This is a genomic window from Ruegeria sp. BK1, from assembly GCF_056535645.1.
The window spans coordinates 332578-349947 of the sequence record NZ_JBQFIS010000003.1; the positions used below are offsets into that span (position 1 = coordinate 332578).

14 protein-coding genes and 1 pseudogene are annotated in these 17370 nt (G+C 57.6%); 8 read left to right on the top strand and 7 right to left on the bottom strand.

Annotation, left to right across the window (positions count from 1 at the left end; genetic code table 11):
- Nucleotides 1–53: 53 nt before the first annotated feature.
- The 6 genes from ACR3E7_RS22455 to ACR3E7_RS22480 form a co-directional block, all read right to left on the bottom strand.
- The gene (locus ACR3E7_RS22455) at nucleotides 54–1178 is read right to left on the bottom strand and encodes an extracellular solute-binding protein (protein ID WP_170773495.1); all 1125 of its coding nucleotides are present in this window, start codon (nucleotides 1176–1178) and stop codon (nucleotides 54–56) included.
- A gap of 317 nt (nucleotides 1179–1495) precedes the next feature.
- Nucleotides 1496–2584: an ABC transporter ATP-binding protein gene (locus ACR3E7_RS22460; protein WP_480503778.1), complete on the bottom strand. Its 1089-nt coding sequence runs from the start codon at nucleotides 2582–2584 to the stop codon at nucleotides 1496–1498.
- Nucleotides 2585–2587: 3 nt separating this feature from the next.
- Nucleotides 2588–4243 carry an alpha-amylase family glycosyl hydrolase gene (locus ACR3E7_RS22465; RefSeq protein WP_480503777.1) on the bottom strand — a complete coding sequence of 552 codons (1656 nt, stop codon included), beginning with the start codon at nucleotides 4241–4243 and terminating at the stop codon, nucleotides 2588–2590.
- 9 nt (nucleotides 4244–4252) lie between these two features.
- Nucleotides 4253–5401: a carbohydrate ABC transporter permease gene (locus tag ACR3E7_RS22470; RefSeq protein WP_480503776.1), complete on the bottom strand. Its 1149-nt coding sequence runs from the start codon at nucleotides 5399–5401 to the stop codon at nucleotides 4253–4255.
- A 4-nt stretch (nucleotides 5402–5405) separates the two neighbouring features.
- Nucleotides 5406–6413: a carbohydrate ABC transporter permease gene (locus ACR3E7_RS22475; RefSeq protein WP_480503775.1), complete on the bottom strand. Its 1008-nt coding sequence runs from the start codon at nucleotides 6411–6413 to the stop codon at nucleotides 5406–5408.
- Nucleotides 6414–6476: 63 nt separating this feature from the next.
- Nucleotides 6477–7745: an ABC transporter substrate-binding protein gene (locus tag ACR3E7_RS22480; protein WP_170355129.1), complete on the bottom strand. Its 1269-nt coding sequence runs from the start codon at nucleotides 7743–7745 to the stop codon at nucleotides 6477–6479.
- Nucleotides 7746–7960: 215 nt separating this feature from the next.
- Here ACR3E7_RS22480 and ACR3E7_RS22485 point away from each other — a divergent pair, with 215 nt between their 5' ends.
- From ACR3E7_RS22485 to ACR3E7_RS22505, 5 genes and pseudogenes are all read left to right on the top strand, one after another.
- Nucleotides 7961–8992: a LacI family DNA-binding transcriptional regulator gene (locus ACR3E7_RS22485; protein ID WP_480503774.1), complete on the top strand. Its 1032-nt coding sequence runs from the start codon at nucleotides 7961–7963 to the stop codon at nucleotides 8990–8992.
- 2 nt (nucleotides 8993–8994) lie between these two features.
- A pseudogene (locus ACR3E7_RS22490) lies at nucleotides 8995–10296 on the top strand (GH1 family beta-glucosidase); the annotation flags it as partial.
- A 42-nt stretch (nucleotides 10297–10338) separates the two neighbouring features.
- Nucleotides 10339–11328 carry a glucokinase gene (locus ACR3E7_RS22495; protein ID WP_237215877.1) on the top strand — a complete coding sequence of 330 codons (990 nt, stop codon included), beginning with the start codon at nucleotides 10339–10341 and terminating at the stop codon, nucleotides 11326–11328.
- Between the two features lie 26 nt (nucleotides 11329–11354).
- Nucleotides 11355–12281: a carbohydrate kinase family protein gene (locus tag ACR3E7_RS22500; protein WP_480503772.1), complete on the top strand. Its 927-nt coding sequence runs from the start codon at nucleotides 11355–11357 to the stop codon at nucleotides 12279–12281.
- A gap of 17 nt (nucleotides 12282–12298) precedes the next feature.
- Nucleotides 12299–12964, top strand: a complete 666-nt coding sequence (locus ACR3E7_RS22505; protein ID WP_170785901.1) for a D-lyxose/D-mannose family sugar isomerase — start codon at nucleotides 12299–12301, stop codon at nucleotides 12962–12964.
- 5 nt (nucleotides 12965–12969) lie between these two features.
- Here ACR3E7_RS22505 and ACR3E7_RS22510 read toward each other — a convergent pair whose 3' ends face one another.
- The gene (locus ACR3E7_RS22510; RefSeq protein ID WP_480503771.1) at nucleotides 12970–13983 is read right to left on the bottom strand and encodes a LacI family DNA-binding transcriptional regulator; all 1014 of its coding nucleotides are present in this window, start codon (nucleotides 13981–13983) and stop codon (nucleotides 12970–12972) included.
- A gap of 219 nt (nucleotides 13984–14202) precedes the next feature.
- Between ACR3E7_RS22510 and ACR3E7_RS22515 the strand changes: the two genes are divergently transcribed.
- The 3 genes from ACR3E7_RS22515 to ACR3E7_RS22525 all read left to right on the top strand — a co-directional run bounded on the left by ACR3E7_RS22515 (nucleotide 14203) and on the right by ACR3E7_RS22525 (nucleotide 17366).
- Nucleotides 14203–15507, top strand: coding sequence for an extracellular solute-binding protein (locus ACR3E7_RS22515; RefSeq protein ID WP_170773473.1), 1305 nt, complete (start codon nucleotides 14203–14205; stop codon nucleotides 15505–15507).
- A gap of 72 nt (nucleotides 15508–15579) precedes the next feature.
- Nucleotides 15580–16461: an ABC transporter permease subunit gene (locus ACR3E7_RS22520; protein ID WP_170773471.1), complete on the top strand. Its 882-nt coding sequence runs from the start codon at nucleotides 15580–15582 to the stop codon at nucleotides 16459–16461.
- Between the two features lie 11 nt (nucleotides 16462–16472).
- Complete coding sequence (locus ACR3E7_RS22525; protein WP_480503770.1) at nucleotides 16473–17366, top strand: ABC transporter permease subunit; 894 nt, start codon at nucleotides 16473–16475, stop codon at nucleotides 17364–17366.
- The last annotated feature ends 4 nt before the right edge of the window (nucleotides 17367–17370 follow it).

Genomic DNA, 17370 nt, shown 5'->3' on the forward strand with positions numbered 1-17370 from the left:
CGCACGGATGGATGGCCCCCCGCGACATCGCGGAGGGCGTCGTTTCAAAGCGATCAGGCGCTTTTGAACTTGTTGACGAATTCGGTCCGGGTTTCAGCGTACCACGGTGCTTCGGCCGGCCACGGGTTGAGGTTGGCCAGCGAGTCGCCCGGATAGGCCTCGGCAAAGTTCTTCTTATAGGTGTCGCCCGAGTATTGATCGGCACCCAGAACCGGCGAGTTATAGCCATGGCTATCAATCGCCACACCAGCCGGCTTCGCCTGATAAGCGAAGTCGATGAAGGCGTAGATCTGGTCGATATTTGCCGCACCGGTCGGAATCGACATACCGTCAACCCAGGCCATCGCACCTTCGACAGGAGCTTGGTAGTGCACCGGCTCGCCGGCCGATTTCAGCGCTAGCGGCGGACCATCCCAGGTCTGGCCGACAACAACTCCTTCGTTCAGCAGGCCGTTTTTCTGAGTATCCGCGTCGTTCCAGATCAGTTTGATCCGGTTCTTGCGTTCGATGCACCAGTCGGTGATCTGACCCCAAACCTTGCGCATGGTGTCTTCGTCACCATAAGCGGCCCAGACCGAGCCCGGCTCCATCTCCCCCGAACGTTCCATGTAAAGACCTGCGCCCAGCATCATCGAATGCGCGCGGCCCATGGTTTTGCCCGCGTTCTCCTCGGACCAAACATCGCCATAAGACGGCGCATCGCCCTCGGGCAGCCATAGATCGGTGCGATAGGCAATGCCCTCGGTGCCCCAGATATGCGGCAGCCAGTGCACGCCCGCATCGCCAAAGTTCCACGCATCTGTGCCAATTGCGGCCATCGCCGGGTTCACCAGATCAATCGGCACCTTGTTCATGTCGAAGGGCTGCAACAGCTCCAGAGGTTCCCACTGCAACGACCGGTTGTTGGTGGGCGAGACGATGTCAAAGCCCTGACCCTTGGTCGCCTTCATCTTGTTGATGATCTCTTCGTTCGACCCGATGCCGGTATAGTTGACCTTGATTCCGGTCAGAGTTTCAAACTCTTGCAGGAAACTGGGTGGCAGATAATCCGACCACATCAGAATGTTGATCTCACCTGAAGAGGCCAGTGCGCTTTTGCTGTAAAGAGGGGCCGCCAGAGCCGCGGCGCCTGCGCTTTTCAGCACCGTCCGCCTGGACAGGTTTGTTAGTTTAGTCATTGTTAGATCTCCCGTTGTAAATCCGTTTTTTTGTTTTTGTGGATACAGGTTAGACCTTTGCGATCCAGCTGTCAGTCCAAAAGTGACAGTTGGCAGTTTCCATAAGTCCAGTTTGAATTGACTTGACGCCTTTGCGACCGCGTAACACCGCTGGTCGACGTGTCGGAAGATTTAACCAACCGGTGCGTTCACAAGCTAAAAAACACGTTCCATTATCCGATTAAGGCACTTTGGAATACCTGGCGGCGTGGCCGACAGGTACAATCGAAATGATCAACGCTGATGATTAAATTGGACTTCACCAATTCGCAGAAAAGTCAGGACCTGCTGCGCATAGATTTTCCGTCGTGAAACAAATGCACCTTTTCAGGACGGGCTGAGACACCAACAGTTTGTCCCCGCATATTGCGCTGGATACCTTGCAACTTGGCAATCACAGATTCAGCCCCGGTGCGGTTTTCAAAGTACAGCAGTGTGACTTCGCCTAGTGCCTCGGTGAAGTCCACCACCCCTTGAAAGGCCGCGTCCGCGTCAGCTGGAACAAAATCTTCTGGCCGGATGCCGACATTCACTTGTTTGCCCATGTCCTCCGCCTGGGTCGCGATAGCGCTCGTGATCGTTCCACCGGCCTCTAGCGTGACAACTGTCGTTTCGCCCGTTTGTGTGATGATACCGGGCAGCAGGTTCATCGAGGGCGAGCCGATGAATTGCGCGACAAATTCGTTATCCGGCGTCTCGTACAATTCCAGTGGAGTCCCAACTTGCGCGATCCCCTTATTGGCAAGCACCACGATGCGACTGGCCAAAGTCATCGCCTCGACCTGATCATGGGTCACGTAGATCATGGTGCTGTCAGGCATCGCCTCTTTCAGGCGCGCGATTTCGATCCGGGTGGCAACTCGCAGGGCGGCGTCGAGATTCGAGAGCGGTTCGTCGAACAGATAGACCTTGGGATCGCGGACAATGGCCCGCCCAATGGCAACCCGCTGACGTTGTCCGCCCGAAAGTGCCTTGGGGAGCCGATCCAGAAATGGTTCAAGCTGAAGGATACGCGCGGCACGTTCGACAGCGGCATCCACATCCGCCGCAGGCATCTTTGCGATCTTGAGAGCAAAGGCCATATTCTCGCGCACGGTCATGTGGGGATAAAGCGCATAGCTTTGGAACACCATCGCAATGCCGCGCTGCGCCGGGGGCACATCGTTCATCACCTGCCCTTCGATCTCAAGCGTTCCGCCCGAGATCTTCTCCAACCCTGCAATCATACGTAGCAAGGTGGATTTACCGCAGCCCGAAGGACCGACGAACACGATCAGCTCGCCCCGGTCAATGTCCAGATTGATGTTCTTCAGAACATCTACATGACCATATGTCTTGGCCACGTCCGTGAGTTTGAGTTCAGACATAACCTACCCCTTGTCCCGCGCCAGCAGACAGAATTGCGCAGCGTCGAGGGACAATGCCCCTTCCCCGTCGACACTGCCCAACTCCTCCCCGATTACATACCAGTTCCCCTCCGGCAGAGTGATTTGGGTCGGATCCGAGCCCAGATTGAAGGCACAGAAAACCTGCTCGGTCGGGGCGTCCCGCAGGAAAGTCAGAACAGGGCCGGTCTGGGCCATCTGCTTCTGCTCCCCGGACATCAGTGCCGGATGCGCATGTCGCAGCGCAATCGCGCGGCGATAGTGATGCAACATCGAATTGGGGTCCTGTTCCAACCTGTCGACGGCGCGTTCGGCTTGCAGCGGGCTGACGGGCAGCCACGGTCGGCCAGCACTAAAACCCGATTGCTCGTCCTGCGCGGCCCAGACCATCGGTGTGCGGCACCCGTCGCGTCCTTTGAATTCGGGCCAGAATTCGATGCCGTAGGGATCTTGCAGATCTTCGAACGCCACATCGGCCTCGGGCAGACCCAGTTCCTCACCCTGATACAGGCAGGCAGAGCCGCGAAGGCACATCATCAGAACCGCATGCTGTCGAACGGCCTCGTCGCTTAATCCCCAACGCGTCGCGTGTCGCGATACGTCATGGTTCGAGAAGGCCCAGCAAGGCCACGCATCACCGGCCTTGTCCTCTAACTGATCGAAAACCTGTTTGGCATAAGTCGCCGTTAGCGCGCGTTTTTCCAGAAACTCGAAAGCATAGCACATGTGCATCCGCTTATCGCCGGTGGTGTATTCGCCCATGATCTCAAGCCCGCGCTGCGCGTCGCCGACCTCACCCAGACAGGCGCGGCCTTCGTATTCGTCGGTCAACGCACGCAACCGTTCGAGGAAGGCGATATTCTCAGGCTGGCTCTTGGAGAAAAGGTGATCTTGATGGTTATACGGGTTCACCATGGGCGCGATTGAGGCGTTGCGCTGCTCCATCGGCAGGCCGGGGTTGTCGCGCAGCTGCTTGTCATGGAAGTAGAAGTTGATCGTATCCAACCGGAATCCGTCGACACCCAAATCCAACCAGAATCGGGCCACATCCAGCAAGGCGTCCTGAACCGCCGGGCAATGAAAATTCAAGTCGGGCTGCGAAGTCAGGAAGTTGTGCAGATAATACTGCAACCGGCGCGAATCCCACTGCCAGGCCGAGCCTCCGAAGATCGACAACCAGTTGTTTGGCGGCGTTCCGTCCGGTTTCGGGTCCGCCCAGACATACCAATCGGACTTTTCGTTTTCGCGGTTGGACCTGCTCTCGCTAAACCACGGGTGCTGATCCGAGGTATGCGACAACACAAGATCGATCATCACTTTCAGCCCAAGCCCATGCGCCTGATCCAGAAGCTCTTTGAAATCCGCCATCGTTCCGAACATCGGATCGACATCGCGGTAATCGCTGACATCATATCCGAAGTCCTTCATCGGAGATTTGAAGAACGGCGATATCCAGATCGCATCGACCCCAAGCGAGGCGATATAGCCCAGACGTTGAGTAATCCCTTTCAGGTCGCCAATTCCGTCGCCGTTGCTGTCCTGAAAGCTGCGGGGATAGATCTGATAGATCACACCGCCGCGCCACCAATCGGACGCTGCTTGGGTTACCTTGGTTGTGTCCACAGTGTTCTGCACGTTCATCAGAAGCCTCTATTTGACGGATCCGGCCAGCAAGCCCCGGACCAGATATTTTTGCATTGCGAAGAAAACGATCAGCGGTACGGCGATCGATACGAACGCCGCCGTGGCCAGAATTTCCCAGTTGCCGCCCCGCGTGCCCAGCAGTTCGACAATCTGGTTGGTCATGACGGTGGTCTGACCAGACGCGTCGATCAAAAAGACCTTGGCAACCAGCAGATCATTCCAAGTCCAAAGGAACTGGAAGATCGCGAAAGAGGCCAGCGCCGGGAAACTTAGCGGCAGGATCAGTTTGGTGAAGATCTGAAACTCGGTCGCTCCGTCGACCCGCGCGTTTTCGATCAGGTCTCGGGGAAGGCCAGCCATGTAGTTGCGCAGCAGGTAGATTGCCAGCGGCATCCCGAACCCGGTATGGGCCATCCAAACGCCAAGATAGCCTTTCCCGATCCCGATATTGAGGTGGAATTTCAGCAATGGGATCAGCGCCAACTGTAGGGGAACCACCAACAACCCAACAACGGCGGCGATCAGCAAGGCGCGGCCGGGGAAATCCATCCACGCCAACGCATAGGCCGCAAAGGCGGCCACCAAGATCGGAATGATTGTCGCCGGGATGGTCACAGTCAAAGTATTGAAGAACGCCCGCCCCATGCTGTCAGAGGAATCTTCAGCCAACAAAACCTTGTGGTAATTGGCCAACGTAAACTCGGGCGGCAATTCTGCGGTCGCGAATACACGGGCACCTCGGCTGCCGGTAAATTCTTCCGAATTCTCCATCCTGTAGTTGCCCTGCGCGTCCACAGTGATCGTACCCCCCCGACGCAGCTCAGCAGTATCACCCGGAACAAACGCATCCACGGCCCGAGAGCTGACACCCCATTGAGAGATCGTAGCCGTCGTGCCCGCGTCAAACAGGTTGCCTTCGATCACGTAAACCCCGTTTTCCAGAACCTGTGTGTCCGGCGCTGCAGACCGCAAAGTCAGATTCTGTTCGGACGGGAAGAGAGATTTCCACCAGCCGCTTGTGGCAATCTGATCGGCCGTGCGAAAAGACGAGATCAACAGCCCCAGTGTTGGCACCACCCAAAGCACGACCAGAAATATGACCGAGGCATGGACGACCCAGCGCAGCGCCGGTTTGGTTCCTGCAATATCGCTCATCGCCTCACTCCATCTCTTTGCGCGCGTTGCGCACGTTCCAGATCAAGATCGGTGTTACCAGCAGCATAATCACCATGGCTGAAGCCGACCCCACACCCCAGTCATTGGCGCGGAACAGCTTGTCATACATGTAGTTGGCCAGAACCTGTGTCTCCCACTGGCCGTTGGTCATGGCAAAGACGATGTCAAAGACCTTGAGCACGGTGATCGTGATCGTGGTCCATACGACTAGAATTGTGGTCTTGATCTGCGGCACCTTGATGCGGAAGAAAATCTGGAACGGGTTGGCGCCGTCCAGAATGGCGGCCTCGATGGTTTCCTCGGGGATGCCACGCAAGGCCGCGGACAGGATCACCATGGCAAAGCCGGTCTGAATCCAAATCAGCACGACCATCAGGAAGAAACTGTTCCAGAACGGGATGGTCAGCCAAGTTTGCGGCTCGGTCCCGCCAAAGAAGATATAAAGGGCGTTCAGCATCCCGATCTGATCCTGTTCGGCCGGGCGAGTGTCATAGACCAGCTTCCAGATCACCGATGCACCCACAAAAGAAATCGCCATCGGCATGAAGATCAGCGACTTGGCGATATTGCCCCAACGAATGTGGTCGGTCAGTTGCGCAACCAAAAGACCCAAAGCGGTGGACATCGCCGGCACGATGATCAACCAGAACATGTTGTTGCGCATGGCTTCCCAGAATTTGGGCTCATTCGCCATCTGGATGTAGTTTTCCAGGCCCACCCATTCATAGCCCCCACCGGGTACCCGATCCGTAAGGGACAAGCGCAGCGTTTCGACCACCGGATAAGCCAGATACAGACCCAACGCCGCCAACGCCGGGAACAGAAACAACCACGGACGGATCATGTTGGCGCGGTTGATATTGCGCCCTACATTCGGGCCGCGCGCCGGGAACAGCACTTTGTCCAGAAATTGGTTGGAGAGGTAGAAATAGCCCACACACCCTGACACGCCGATGGCGATGGTCAGCAGGCCCTGTAATGCCGGATGCATGCCGCGTCTCCCTTGCGACGGTGGCAGGCAACCCGAACTGGCGGGTTGCCCTATCAGGAACGCTTAGTCCAGCGCGTCCCAGGAGGATTGGATTTCGTTGGCAACCTCTTCCGCCGAGGCCCCGCCAGCATAGTCGACCATGCCGGTCCAGAACGTCCCTGCGCCAACACCGCCGGGCATTAGGTCAGACCCGTCAAACCGGAAAGTGGTCGCACCCAGAAGGATGTCGTTCATCTTCTTCAACGTCGGGTCCGAGAACAGCGAGGTATCAACGCCCTTATGCGGTGTCAGGAACCCGGTTAGCTGCATCCATGTCTCGTGCGCTTCGGGGGTTTGCAGATACTCGATCAAAGCATGAGCGCCGGGGCTGTCATTGGTGATTGCCCAAAGTGTGCCGGCACCCAGAACCGGGCTGCCCAAGTCTTTGCTTTCATAGGCTGGGAAATAGAAGAAATCCGCATCCTCACCCACGACCGTGCCTTCCGGGAAGAAAGCCGGAATGAACGATGCCTGACGGTGCAGATAGCATTGCGGCGGAGAGCTGAACATGCCTTTGGGACTGTCGCGGAAATCGGTTGTGGCTACGGCCCCTGCCCCACCAGCGACATAGTCGTCATTGCGGGCGAAGGCTCCGAATTCTTCGATGGCCGCGATGACCTTTGGGTCATTGAACTTCATCTCATTTGCGACCCAGGCGTCATAATCCGCGGGCGATTGTGTGCGCAGCATCATGTCCTCGACCCAGTCGGTCGCGGGCCAGCCGGTCGCTCCGCCAGACCCCAGACCGATACACCAAGGCGTCTCGCCGTCCGCCACGATCTGGTCCGTCAGAGCTTTGAGTTCTTCCATCGTGGTCGGCACTTCGTACCCGGCGTCTTCGAAGTTCTCGGGAACATACCAGACCAGCGATTTCACATCGACCTTGTAGAAAAATCCGTAAAGATTGTCTGCGCCGTCCGGACCTGCGTAAGTCCCCAGATCGACCCAGGATTGACCCGCAGCGTAATTGTCGCGAATCCAATCGGATGTGCCATCTGCCAAAGGCGTCAGAAAGCCGGATTTGGCCATATCCGCCGCCAGACCGGGCTGCGGGAACACCGCAACGTTAGGGGCAGATCCTGCTTCCGCATCGATGCGGATCTGCTGTTCGAAACTATCCGAGCCGACATAGGCGTACTCATGCCCGGTCGCGGCAGCAAAGCCGTCCAGCACCTTTTCGACATTTTCCTGATCCGGTCCCAACCAGGGGCCAAACACCGTGACCTTGTCGGCATGCGCCGCGCCCGCCATCAGGGCGAACGTTGCCGCGCCTGCGTAAAGCGAGTGTTTCATGAATTCTCCTCCCAACTCTGTTGCGCCCATGAGACTCAGTTTTCAAAGCGCTTTGAATGACGGGTTTTATCCGCTAACATTCAAGTTCTGTCAATATTAGGTTTGAAATTCGCCTAAAAATTAATAAAACACACGGTGAGTAGAAACAGGTTGACCCAATAGGAAAACCCACTCACAACAGTTTTGCCACCAATTTGAAGGCGCTTTGAAGCGAAATGAACCTAAAGCAGCTCTCAGAAATCCTCGGTCTTTCGCAAACAACGGTCAGTCGCGCGCTGAACGGATACCCCGAGGTGAACGAGGCCACGCGAGAGCGGGTTCAGGCTGCGGCGACCAAACACGGCTATCGCCCGAACAGCCGCGCTAAGGGACTGGCCACGGGGCGTTCTATGGTGATCGGGCACGTGATCCCCAGTTCCTCGCAACATGAAATGGTCAACCCGATCTTCGGGGATTTTGTCGCCGGGGCCGCTCGAACCTATGGCGCGCATGGCTATGACATGATGTTCACCAATGCCGACGATACCTCGATCGAACGCACCTATCGGGACCTCTTCCAACGCGGCGCAGTCGATGGGGTCGTTCTGCAAGGCCCCAAGGTCAACGAACACCGGATCGAGGTTTTGACCCGCATGGCGGTTCCGTTCATTGTACATGGCCGCTCGACCGGGATTGAGGTGCCGTATGACTGGGTCGATGTGAACAACAAAAGCTCATTCCTGAGGGCAACCCGGTTTCTGATTGATCTGGGGCACAAACGTATCGCGCTGATCAATGGGTTAGAGGATATGGACTTCGCCCAACGTCGGCGCGAAGGATATCTGCAGGCTCTGCAAGAAGCCAATCTGACGCCCGAACCCGCTCTGATGCGCAGTGCCGAGATGACCGAGGTTTACGGCCATCACGAAGCCCGCGACATGCTGCACCTGGACAACCCCCCGACGGCCATATTGGTCTCGTCAATGATTTCTGCCATCGGGGTGCGGCGCGCTTTGAATGAAGCAGGGCTGAAAATGGGTCGCGATGTATCGGTCATCGCACATGATGACGACCTGTCCTATCTCAAGAATGGACAGGATGTGCCGATCTTTACGGCAACGCGATCCTCGGTCCGGCAGGCTGGGGAAATCGCCGCCGAAATGTTGATCGACCGGATCAAATCACCGGACGACCCGGTTAAAACTAGATTGCTGGAGGCCGAACTGGTAGTTGGCGGCTCGACCGGCCCCGCTCCTGACAGGTTCTGAACATGAAATATACCCGCGCTGATTTCCCCAAAGATTTCCTCTTTGGTGTCGCAACATCTGCCTATCAGATCGAAGGCCACGCGCAGGGTGGCGCAGGTCAGACCCATTGGGACACCTTTGCCCGCACGCCCGGCAATGTGGTGCGGGGCGAAAACGGAGATCTCGCTTGCGATCACCTCAACCGTTTCGATCAGGACTTTGATCTGGTGCGCGATGCCGGGTTTGATTGCTATCGCTTTTCAACCAGCTGGGCCCGGGTTCTGCCCGAAGGACGAGGGGCCGTGAACCAAGCCGGATTGGACTATTACGACCGACTGGCCGATGCGCTGCTGGAACGCGGCATTCGCCCCTGTGCGACGCTCTATCATTGGGAACTGCCCTCGCCGCTAGCGGATCTGGGCGGCTGGCGAAATCGGGATATCGCTGGGTGGTTCGCCGACTTCACTGAGGTCATTATGGGCCGCATCGGCGACCGGATGTTCAGTGTTGCCCCCATCAACGAACCCTGGTGCGTAAGCTGGCTGAGCCACTTCGACGGTCACCACGCCCCGGGCCTGCGCGATATCCGCGCGACGGCTCGCGCGATGCATCATGTTCTGCTGGCGCATGGCCGCGCGATCGAGGCGATGCGTGGTCTGGGCATGTCCAACTTGGGAGCGGTGTTCAATCTGGAATGGGCCGAACCCGCCGATGACAGCGCCGAGGCGCGCAAAGCCGCTGACTTGTATGACGGTATCTACAACCGGTTCTTTCTGGGCGGCGTATTCAACAAAGCCTATCCGCAAAATGTTCTGGACGGGTTGGAACCCTATCTACCCGCTGGCTGGCAGGATGATTTCGACACGATCGGCGCGCCCGTGGACTGGTGCGGGCTGAACTACTACACCCGCAAACTGATCGCGCCCGCCGACACCGCCTGGCCCAGCCTGCAAGAGGTCCCTGGCCCCCTGCCCAAAACGCAAATGGGGTGGGAAATTGAGCCTTCCGCCCTGACACGTTTCCTGACCCGGGCCGCTCGTGAATATACCGGCGATCTGCCGATCTATGTGACCGAAAATGGCATGGCCAGCTCTGAGCGCCAGCAAGATGAGGACCGGATCGACTACCTCAACCAGCATTGGGCCGCTGTGAAAGACGCGTTGGATCAGGATGTGCCCGTCAAAGGCTATTTTATCTGGTCGCTGCTGGACAACTACGAATGGGCCCTTGGCTACGAGAAGCGCTTTGGTCTGGTTGATGTGGATTTCGACACGATGGGGCGGACGCCCAAAGCGTCCTTTGAGGCGGTGAAAACTGCCCTCGCCGGTGCACAAGTCTCTGTCCCCTTAGCACAACCCGCCGGAGCCATGCATGAACACTGGAATCTGGTGGCCGATATCGGCGGGACCAACACCCGTTTGGGGGTTATCTCAAACGGGAGACTAACCGATCTGCGCAAATACCCAACGGGACAGCTGCCGCAACTGCTTGAGGCGTTTCACAGCCTGCGCGACGAGGTTGGCACCGACCCCCGCGCGGTTGTCGCCGCTGGGGCGGGCCCTGTGCGGGATGGTACGATCCGACTGACCAACGCGCAGCTTGATTTGTCCGAGGACGACATCGGACGCGCGACCGGCGCGCAACATACTTTTGTGATCAATGACTTCACCGCAGCCGCGTGGTCTGTGGCTGAAATCAGGGCCGGTGACGTCGAGGTTTTGCAAGGTGCGGAAACCCCGCCGGTCGGCACTCGCTTGGTCGTTGGGCCGGGCACCGGGCTTGGGGTTGGGTCGCTGCTCTATTCCGAGGGGCACTACCATACGGCATCTGGCGAAGGCGGCCATGTAGGCCTGTCCCCGCGCCACGCTGACGAGGTTGAAGTATTTCGCGCCGCCCGCGAGGTCGCGACCGAGTGTTTCTTTGACGACTCGCTGACCCTTGAGGCCGAGATGTTCCTGAGCGGCACCGGCCTGCCCATCCTCTACCAAGCCATCCAACTCGCAGCCGGTCAAACCAACGCGGAAACCCGTCCCGCAAAGGATATCCTGCAAGACGCGCTGGCCCAAACCGACCCTCATGCGGTACGCGCGGCCCATATGTTCACCACTCATCTGGGGGCTGTCATGGGCGATATGGCTGTGACCATGATGCCAGCGGGCGGTGTTTTTCTGGTGGGCGGCGTGGCCGAAAAGAACCGTTGGCTGTTCAAGGACACCTTCCGCGACGCTTTCAACGCCGGGGGTCGGTTCAGTGAGCTACGCCGGTCGATGAACCTCTATGTCTCGGAACAGGATGAATTTGGCATTGTTGGCGCTAACAATTTCTGCAAAAGTGCGCTCGCGCGTCGGATGGCCTGACGCGGCCAAACTGGAAAGGTCCCGGCATGATCCTGTGCTGCGGTGAAGCGCTGATCGACATGATCCCCACCCCAACCACCGACGGGGCACAGGGCTTTGTCCCCCATTCAGGCGGAGCGATCTTCAACACCGCCATAGCGCTTGGTCGTCTGGGCGCGTCGGTTGGGATGCTGACTGGCTTGTCCAGCGACATGTTCGGGGCACAACTGTCCGACGCGCTGACCGACAGCCACGTGGATCAGACTCATGTCATCCGCTCGGACCGTCCATCGACACTGGCCTTTGTGCAGTTGAAGGACGGACAGGCCAGCTACAGCTTTCTAGATGAAAACTCGGCCGGGCGGATGCTGCGGCCCGAGGATATGCCCGCGCAGTTGCCCGGCACCACAGCGCTCTATTTCGGTGGTATCAGCCTGGCCTGCGAACCTTGTGCGGATGCGTATGCGGCCTTGTTGGACCAACATGCCGACGCGTGCGCTGTGATGCTCGACCCCAATATCCGCCCCGGCTTTATCGCGGATGAGACCCGGTACCGCACCCGCCTGAACCGCATGATCGAACAGGCCGACATCGTAAAAGTATCTGACGAAGACTTGAATTGGATCGTCCCCGGACCTGAATCCCTGACCGAGAAAGTCCCTGCCCTGCTGGAAGCCGGACCGTCTGTTGTCATTATTACCAAGGGCAGCGAGGGCGCCTCGGCCTATCTACACGACGGGTCCGAGGTCTCGGTGCCGGTCAAACAGGTGCAGGTGGTCGACACAGTCGGAGCGGGCGACACGTTCAATGCGGGCGTTCTGGCCCAGCTTGACGCGGACGGACTGTTGACCAAATCCGGTCTACGCTCGGTGGACGTCAGTGCCATACGATCCGCTCTAAGCAAAGGGGCCGAGGTTGCCGCCGTCACCGTATCCCGCGCCGGGGCGAATCCGCCCTGGGCACACGAACTCTGACCACGAAGGCCAAACCGATGAAACGTTCCGAAATCAACGAGATCAAATCCGCAGCCGAGGCGTTCATTCATTCCTTTGGTGCGGTTCTGCCTCCTTTCGCAACATGGTCGCCTGAACAGATGCGCAGCGCTCGGGCCGATGGCATTCGCGCGCGGGGATTGGGCTGGGATATCACCGATTACGGTCAGGGCCGATTTGATGAGCTTGGATTGTTCTTGTTTACACTGCGCAACGGCGATGTCACTGACCTGAGCAAAGGGCGCGGTATGCTTTATGCGGAAAAACTGCTGGTCTCGCGGGACAAACAACTCTCACCAATGCACCGCCATATCGTGAAGGCCGAAGACATCATCAACCGGGGCGGCGGTGATCTGGTGATGGAGATCTATGCCTCGGACACGGATGGCGGCATCGACCGCGACAACCCGGTCATTGTGCCAAGCGACAACTGCCCGGTCACGATCCAACCCGGTGAACTGTTGCGTCTGAAGCCCGGTGAAAGCGTGACATTGATGCCGGGTATCTGGCATGCCTTTTGGGCGGAGAAAGGCGATTGCCTGATAGGCGAAGTCTCAACCGTCAACGATGACCGAACCGACAATGTGTTCGAGGACCCAATTCCGCGCTTTGCCACGATCGAGGAAGATGCCGCGCCCGATTTCCTGCTGGTGGCCGATTACTGAAAATCTCAATGCGTGCCGCGGGGCACGAAGTGAGGTTTAATCAGAATTGTTTCGCTGGCTTTCAAAGGGTTCTTAAGCCGTTTCTCCAAAAGTTGGATGACGTGCTCGACGGCTTCGTCGATCGGATTGCAAACCGTTGACAGATCGAATGTTGGCCAGCCAGCCATCTCAATATCATCGAACCCCACAACTGACAGGGTTTCTGGAACTGATACTCCCAAGTCTCGGGCCGCTGTCAAAGCCCCAATCGCGGTTGCATCATTGGCACAAATCAATGCATCCAGCGAATGCATGGTCAGCAGGCGGGTGGCCGCCCTGTGGCCGGCGTCGACAGTGAAGTCGCCGTCGGTTTCGGCAACCAGCGAAAGCCCAGCCTCAGCCAAACTGTCCAGTACCCCAGCCCGGCGACCGCTAGAAGAGGAGAAAGCCTCGGGGCCACCGATATAGCCGAATTTCTTTCTTCCCTTTTCGATCAGAACCCGAGTGGCAATCCGGGTGCCCTCGGCGTTTCGACAACAAACATTGTCAACACCCTGGGCCTCGACGACGCGCCCAGCGGAAATCATTGGAACCCCGATCTTGCTGCATTGCGTGACGACTTCGGCCTGCATACTTCCACCACGCAGGATCAACGCGTCCAACGGGTAGCGCAAGACTTGCTGAATTGCCTTTTCCGCAGACTGATCGCCGCCGTCGATCAGGATCGGCCATTTGTTCAGCGCGTTCAATTGCCCAACCAAAGCCATTACGAACTCGGTGTCATAAGCACTGCGCATATTTCCGACAAAAACAGCGACAAGATGCGAGCGACCATCTTTCAGCCCTGCCGCCAGCGCATTGGGCTGATACCCCATCTGCGCCGCGACCTCATGTATCTTTTTCCGCTTATCCGCATCCAGATAGGCGCCAGGTGTGAACGCGCGTGACACAGACGACCGCGATACACCTGCCGCTTCGGCCACAATCTGGGCAGTCACCCGCCGGGGTCGCGGGGTGTTATATTCATTGTCACTGCTCACGCACTAGCTGTCCTCTGTTTCTGAATAATTTGTCAATAATGCAAAAAATCTTTCACCGAACTGTCACATGCAAAGCGTATGTGACCACGTGTGCACAAGAAGTGCATCACGAATGGGATTCGCCCTATTTGTGCAGATTTTTGACGCTGCCTGGGGCTTCGGCCCCGCAACCTGGTGCGCTGACCAAAACCTTGGTCCGCGGCCAAACCGGAGAGAGACATGACCAAGCTGACCTTCAGCGCTACCGCCGCCGCGCTCGCCTTTACTGCGACCGCAACTTTTGCCGAAACCGAGATCACATGGTGGCACGCAATGGGCGGCCAACTGGGTGAAACCGTCAACAAGATTGCCGAAGATTTCAACGCCTCGCAGGACGATTACAAGATCACTCCGGTCTACAAGGGCAGCTATGAAGAAACACTGACCGCAGGTATCGCCGCCTTCCGTGCGGGCGAGCAGCCCAACGTCATGCAGGTCTTCGACGCCGGTGCCGCCACCGTGATCGGAGCCAAGGGAGCAACTATCCCCGTTCAGGATCTGCTGGCCGATAATGGCGTGAATTTCGACATCAACGACTACATCGCCGGTGTGCGGTATTTCTATGCCGACAGCGACGGCAAGATGATCGGCATGCCCTTCAACTCGTCCACGCCAATCCTGTATTTCAACGTGGACGCGCTGGAAGCTGCAGGTGTCACTCCGCCGAAAACCTGGGAAGAGTTCCAGACAACCACTGCTCCTGCGCTGAAAGACGCGGGCTACATCGCGCTCAGCCAGTCGCACCTGCCCTGGATTTTCACCGAAAACTTCATGTCGCGCCACAACCTGCCGTTTGCCACCAACAACAATGGCTATGACGGCATCGACACGCAGATCCTGGTGAACAATGACGCCATCAAGGCCCACTTCACCGCCGTGACCGATTGGAAAGACGAAGGTCTGTTCGAATGGTATGGTACGGGCTGGGGCGACAACGCCAAGCCGTTCGAAGAAGGCAAAGTCGCCATGTGGCTGGGTTCGTCGGGCTCTTTTGGTGGCCTCCTGCAAAAAGACCTGCCGTTCGAATTCAGTGCAACCGAGCTGCCCTATTGGGAAGCCGTGACCGCCGAGCCTACCCAAACCTTCATCGGTGGCGCCGCTTTGTTCGCAATGTCCGGCAAATCGGACGACGAGAACAAGGCCACGGCTGAGTTCTTCCGCTTCCTGACCGCGCCTGAAACCCAGTACTTCTGGCACCAGGAAACCGGATACGTACCGATCACCGAAGCCGCATATGAGGTTGCCAAGAAAGACGGCCATTATGACCGCTTCCCGGCCGCCGAAGTTGGTGTGAACCAGTTGCAGGCTAAGGCGGGCGACAACACCAAGGGCTACCGCATGGGCTTTTACGTCCAGATCCGCGACATCATGAACCGCGAATATGGACGTATCCTGACTGGTGAAACCGACGTCGAGACCGCCTTCAAGACAATCGAAAAAGAAGCCAACGAACTGCTGGCACGCTTTGGTAAGACCCAGGGTTAATCCCCGTTATCACCCCCTGGATGGTCCCGCCTCCGGGTGCGACCATCGCTCATTATTCGCACGGAACCATTCATGAAACGCGCGGGCTTTGACACGATCTGGCTTCCTGTGGCGCTGCTGATGCCGCAACTGCTGATCATTGCCATCTTCTTCTACTGGCCTGCGGGCTGGGCTTTGCAATCCTCGTTCTACTTGCAGGACCCGTTTGGGTTCGGCTCGACCTTTGTAGGGGGGGAAAACTATACCTCGCTGCTGGGCAATGATCAGTACAAGCGCGTGGCAGGGTTCACGATCCTTTATTCGGTGCTTGTGACGTTCTTTTCGCTCGCCATCGCGCTGCTGCTAGCGGTCAAGGCGGACAAGGTAATCCGAGGGGCAAAGACCTATCGCACGCTTCTGATGTGGGTCTATGCCATCGCACCACCTGTGGCCGGGTTTCTGGGCATCCTATTCTTTGATCAAAGCACTGGGCCGCTGACCAAGTTTTTCCAGATGTTCGGCTGGGATTTCAAACTGGGCGTGGACTATAACGCCACGGCCACCGCTATGGTCATCGTGGCCGTGTGGAAGCAGATCCCGGTCAATTTCATCTTTTTCCTCTCAGGCCTGCAATCCATTCCGCGATCCGTGCGCGAGGCGGCGATGATCGACAACCGCTCGGCAACCGGACGGTTCTGGCAGGTGACTTTCCCTCTGCTGGCCCCCACCGCGTTCTTCCTGCTAATCATCAACATCACCTACGCGCTGTTCGACACCTTTGGCGTGATCGACGCGCTGATGAAGGGTGAGCCGGGCAACAACCCGATGACGCTGGTTTACAAGGTCTATCTGGACGGGTTCCGGGGCAATGACCTTGGCGGCTCATCCGCGCAATCGGTGATCCTGATGGTGCTGGTGCTGATCCTGACCGTGTTTCAGTTCCGCCTGGTGGAACGCCGGATTCACTATACGTAAGGGCTTTGGACATGGCTGAGACAACACTCGAAACTCCCGTTGAAACCCATCGTCCCCGCCGCATCAAATGGGGCGCGATCGGCGATCACACCGTCCTGATCCTAGGCGCTTTGCTGATGATGATACCATCGCTGCTGGCGCTGACCACGGCCAGCCATGACGCGGTGACGATCCACCGCGAGGGGTTGCAGCTGACGCTGGGCGACAATCTGGGCAAGAACTTCCATGCCGCCATGTTCGAAAAGGGTGGGTTCACCCAGACGGTGGATGGTACGCTGATGCTGATGAATTCCTTCATCCTTGGCATCGGCTTTGCGGTGGGCAAGATTATCATCTCGATGATGGCGGCCTATGCCATCGTCTATTTTCGCCTGCGCTTTGCCACGCTGGCCTTCTGGGTGATCTTCACCACCCTGTTGCTGCCGCTGGAGGTGCGCATCCTGCCCTCATACGAGGCGATCCAGAAACTGGGCCTGACAAACACCTATACCGGTCTGATCGTACCGCTGATCGCATCCGCAACCGGCACGTTCTTTTTCCGTCAGTTCTTCATGTCCGTCCCTGAGGAGCTGGCCGAGGCCGCCCGGATTGACGGCGCAGGCCCATGGAAGTTCTTTGTCGATATCCTTGTACCGCTTAGCCGGACGATGATCGCTGCGATCTTCATCATCATGTTTGTCTTTGGCTGGAACCAATATCTGTGGCCGACACTGATCACGACGGATGAGAGCTTTTTCACCCTGGTCCGGGGCATCAAACAGATCGTGCTGTCCTACACAGATAGTCAGATCCCAGAACACGGGCAGGCATTGGCGCTGGCCATTGTCGCGATGATCCCACCCGTGGCGATCGTCGTCTTTTTCCAAAACTGGTTCGTTAAGGGCCTTACAGAATCCGACAAGTAAGGAA

Excerpts from the sequence above, each read along its gene's own strand:
- ACR3E7_RS22455 (WP_170773495.1), bottom strand. The coding sequence starts at position 1,178 with ATGACTAAACTAACAAACCTGTCCAGGCGGACGGTGCTGAAAAGCGCA.
- ACR3E7_RS22460 (WP_480503778.1), bottom strand. The coding sequence starts at position 2,584 with ATGTCTGAACTCAAACTCACGGACGTGGCCAAGACATATGGTCATGTA.
- ACR3E7_RS22465 (WP_480503777.1), bottom strand. The coding sequence starts at position 4,243 with ATGAACGTGCAGAACACTGTGGACACAACCAAGGTAACCCAAGCAGCG.
- ACR3E7_RS22470 (WP_480503776.1), bottom strand. The coding sequence starts at position 5,401 with ATGAGCGATATTGCAGGAACCAAACCGGCGCTGCGCTGGGTCGTCCAT.
- ACR3E7_RS22475 (WP_480503775.1), bottom strand. The coding sequence starts at position 6,413 with ATGCATCCGGCATTACAGGGCCTGCTGACCATCGCCATCGGCGTGTCA.
- ACR3E7_RS22480 (WP_170355129.1), bottom strand. The coding sequence starts at position 7,745 with ATGAAACACTCGCTTTACGCAGGCGCGGCAACGTTCGCCCTGATGGCG.
- ACR3E7_RS22485 (WP_480503774.1), top strand. The coding sequence starts at position 7,961 with ATGAACCTAAAGCAGCTCTCAGAAATCCTCGGTCTTTCGCAAACAACG.
- ACR3E7_RS22495 (WP_237215877.1), top strand. The coding sequence starts at position 10,339 with ATGCATGAACACTGGAATCTGGTGGCCGATATCGGCGGGACCAACACC.
- ACR3E7_RS22500 (WP_480503772.1), top strand. The coding sequence starts at position 11,355 with ATGATCCTGTGCTGCGGTGAAGCGCTGATCGACATGATCCCCACCCCA.
- ACR3E7_RS22505 (WP_170785901.1), top strand. The coding sequence starts at position 12,299 with ATGAAACGTTCCGAAATCAACGAGATCAAATCCGCAGCCGAGGCGTTC.
- ACR3E7_RS22515 (WP_170773473.1), top strand. The coding sequence starts at position 14,203 with ATGACCAAGCTGACCTTCAGCGCTACCGCCGCCGCGCTCGCCTTTACT.
- ACR3E7_RS22520 (WP_170773471.1), top strand. The coding sequence starts at position 15,580 with ATGAAACGCGCGGGCTTTGACACGATCTGGCTTCCTGTGGCGCTGCTG.
- ACR3E7_RS22525 (WP_480503770.1), top strand. The coding sequence starts at position 16,473 with ATGGCTGAGACAACACTCGAAACTCCCGTTGAAACCCATCGTCCCCGC.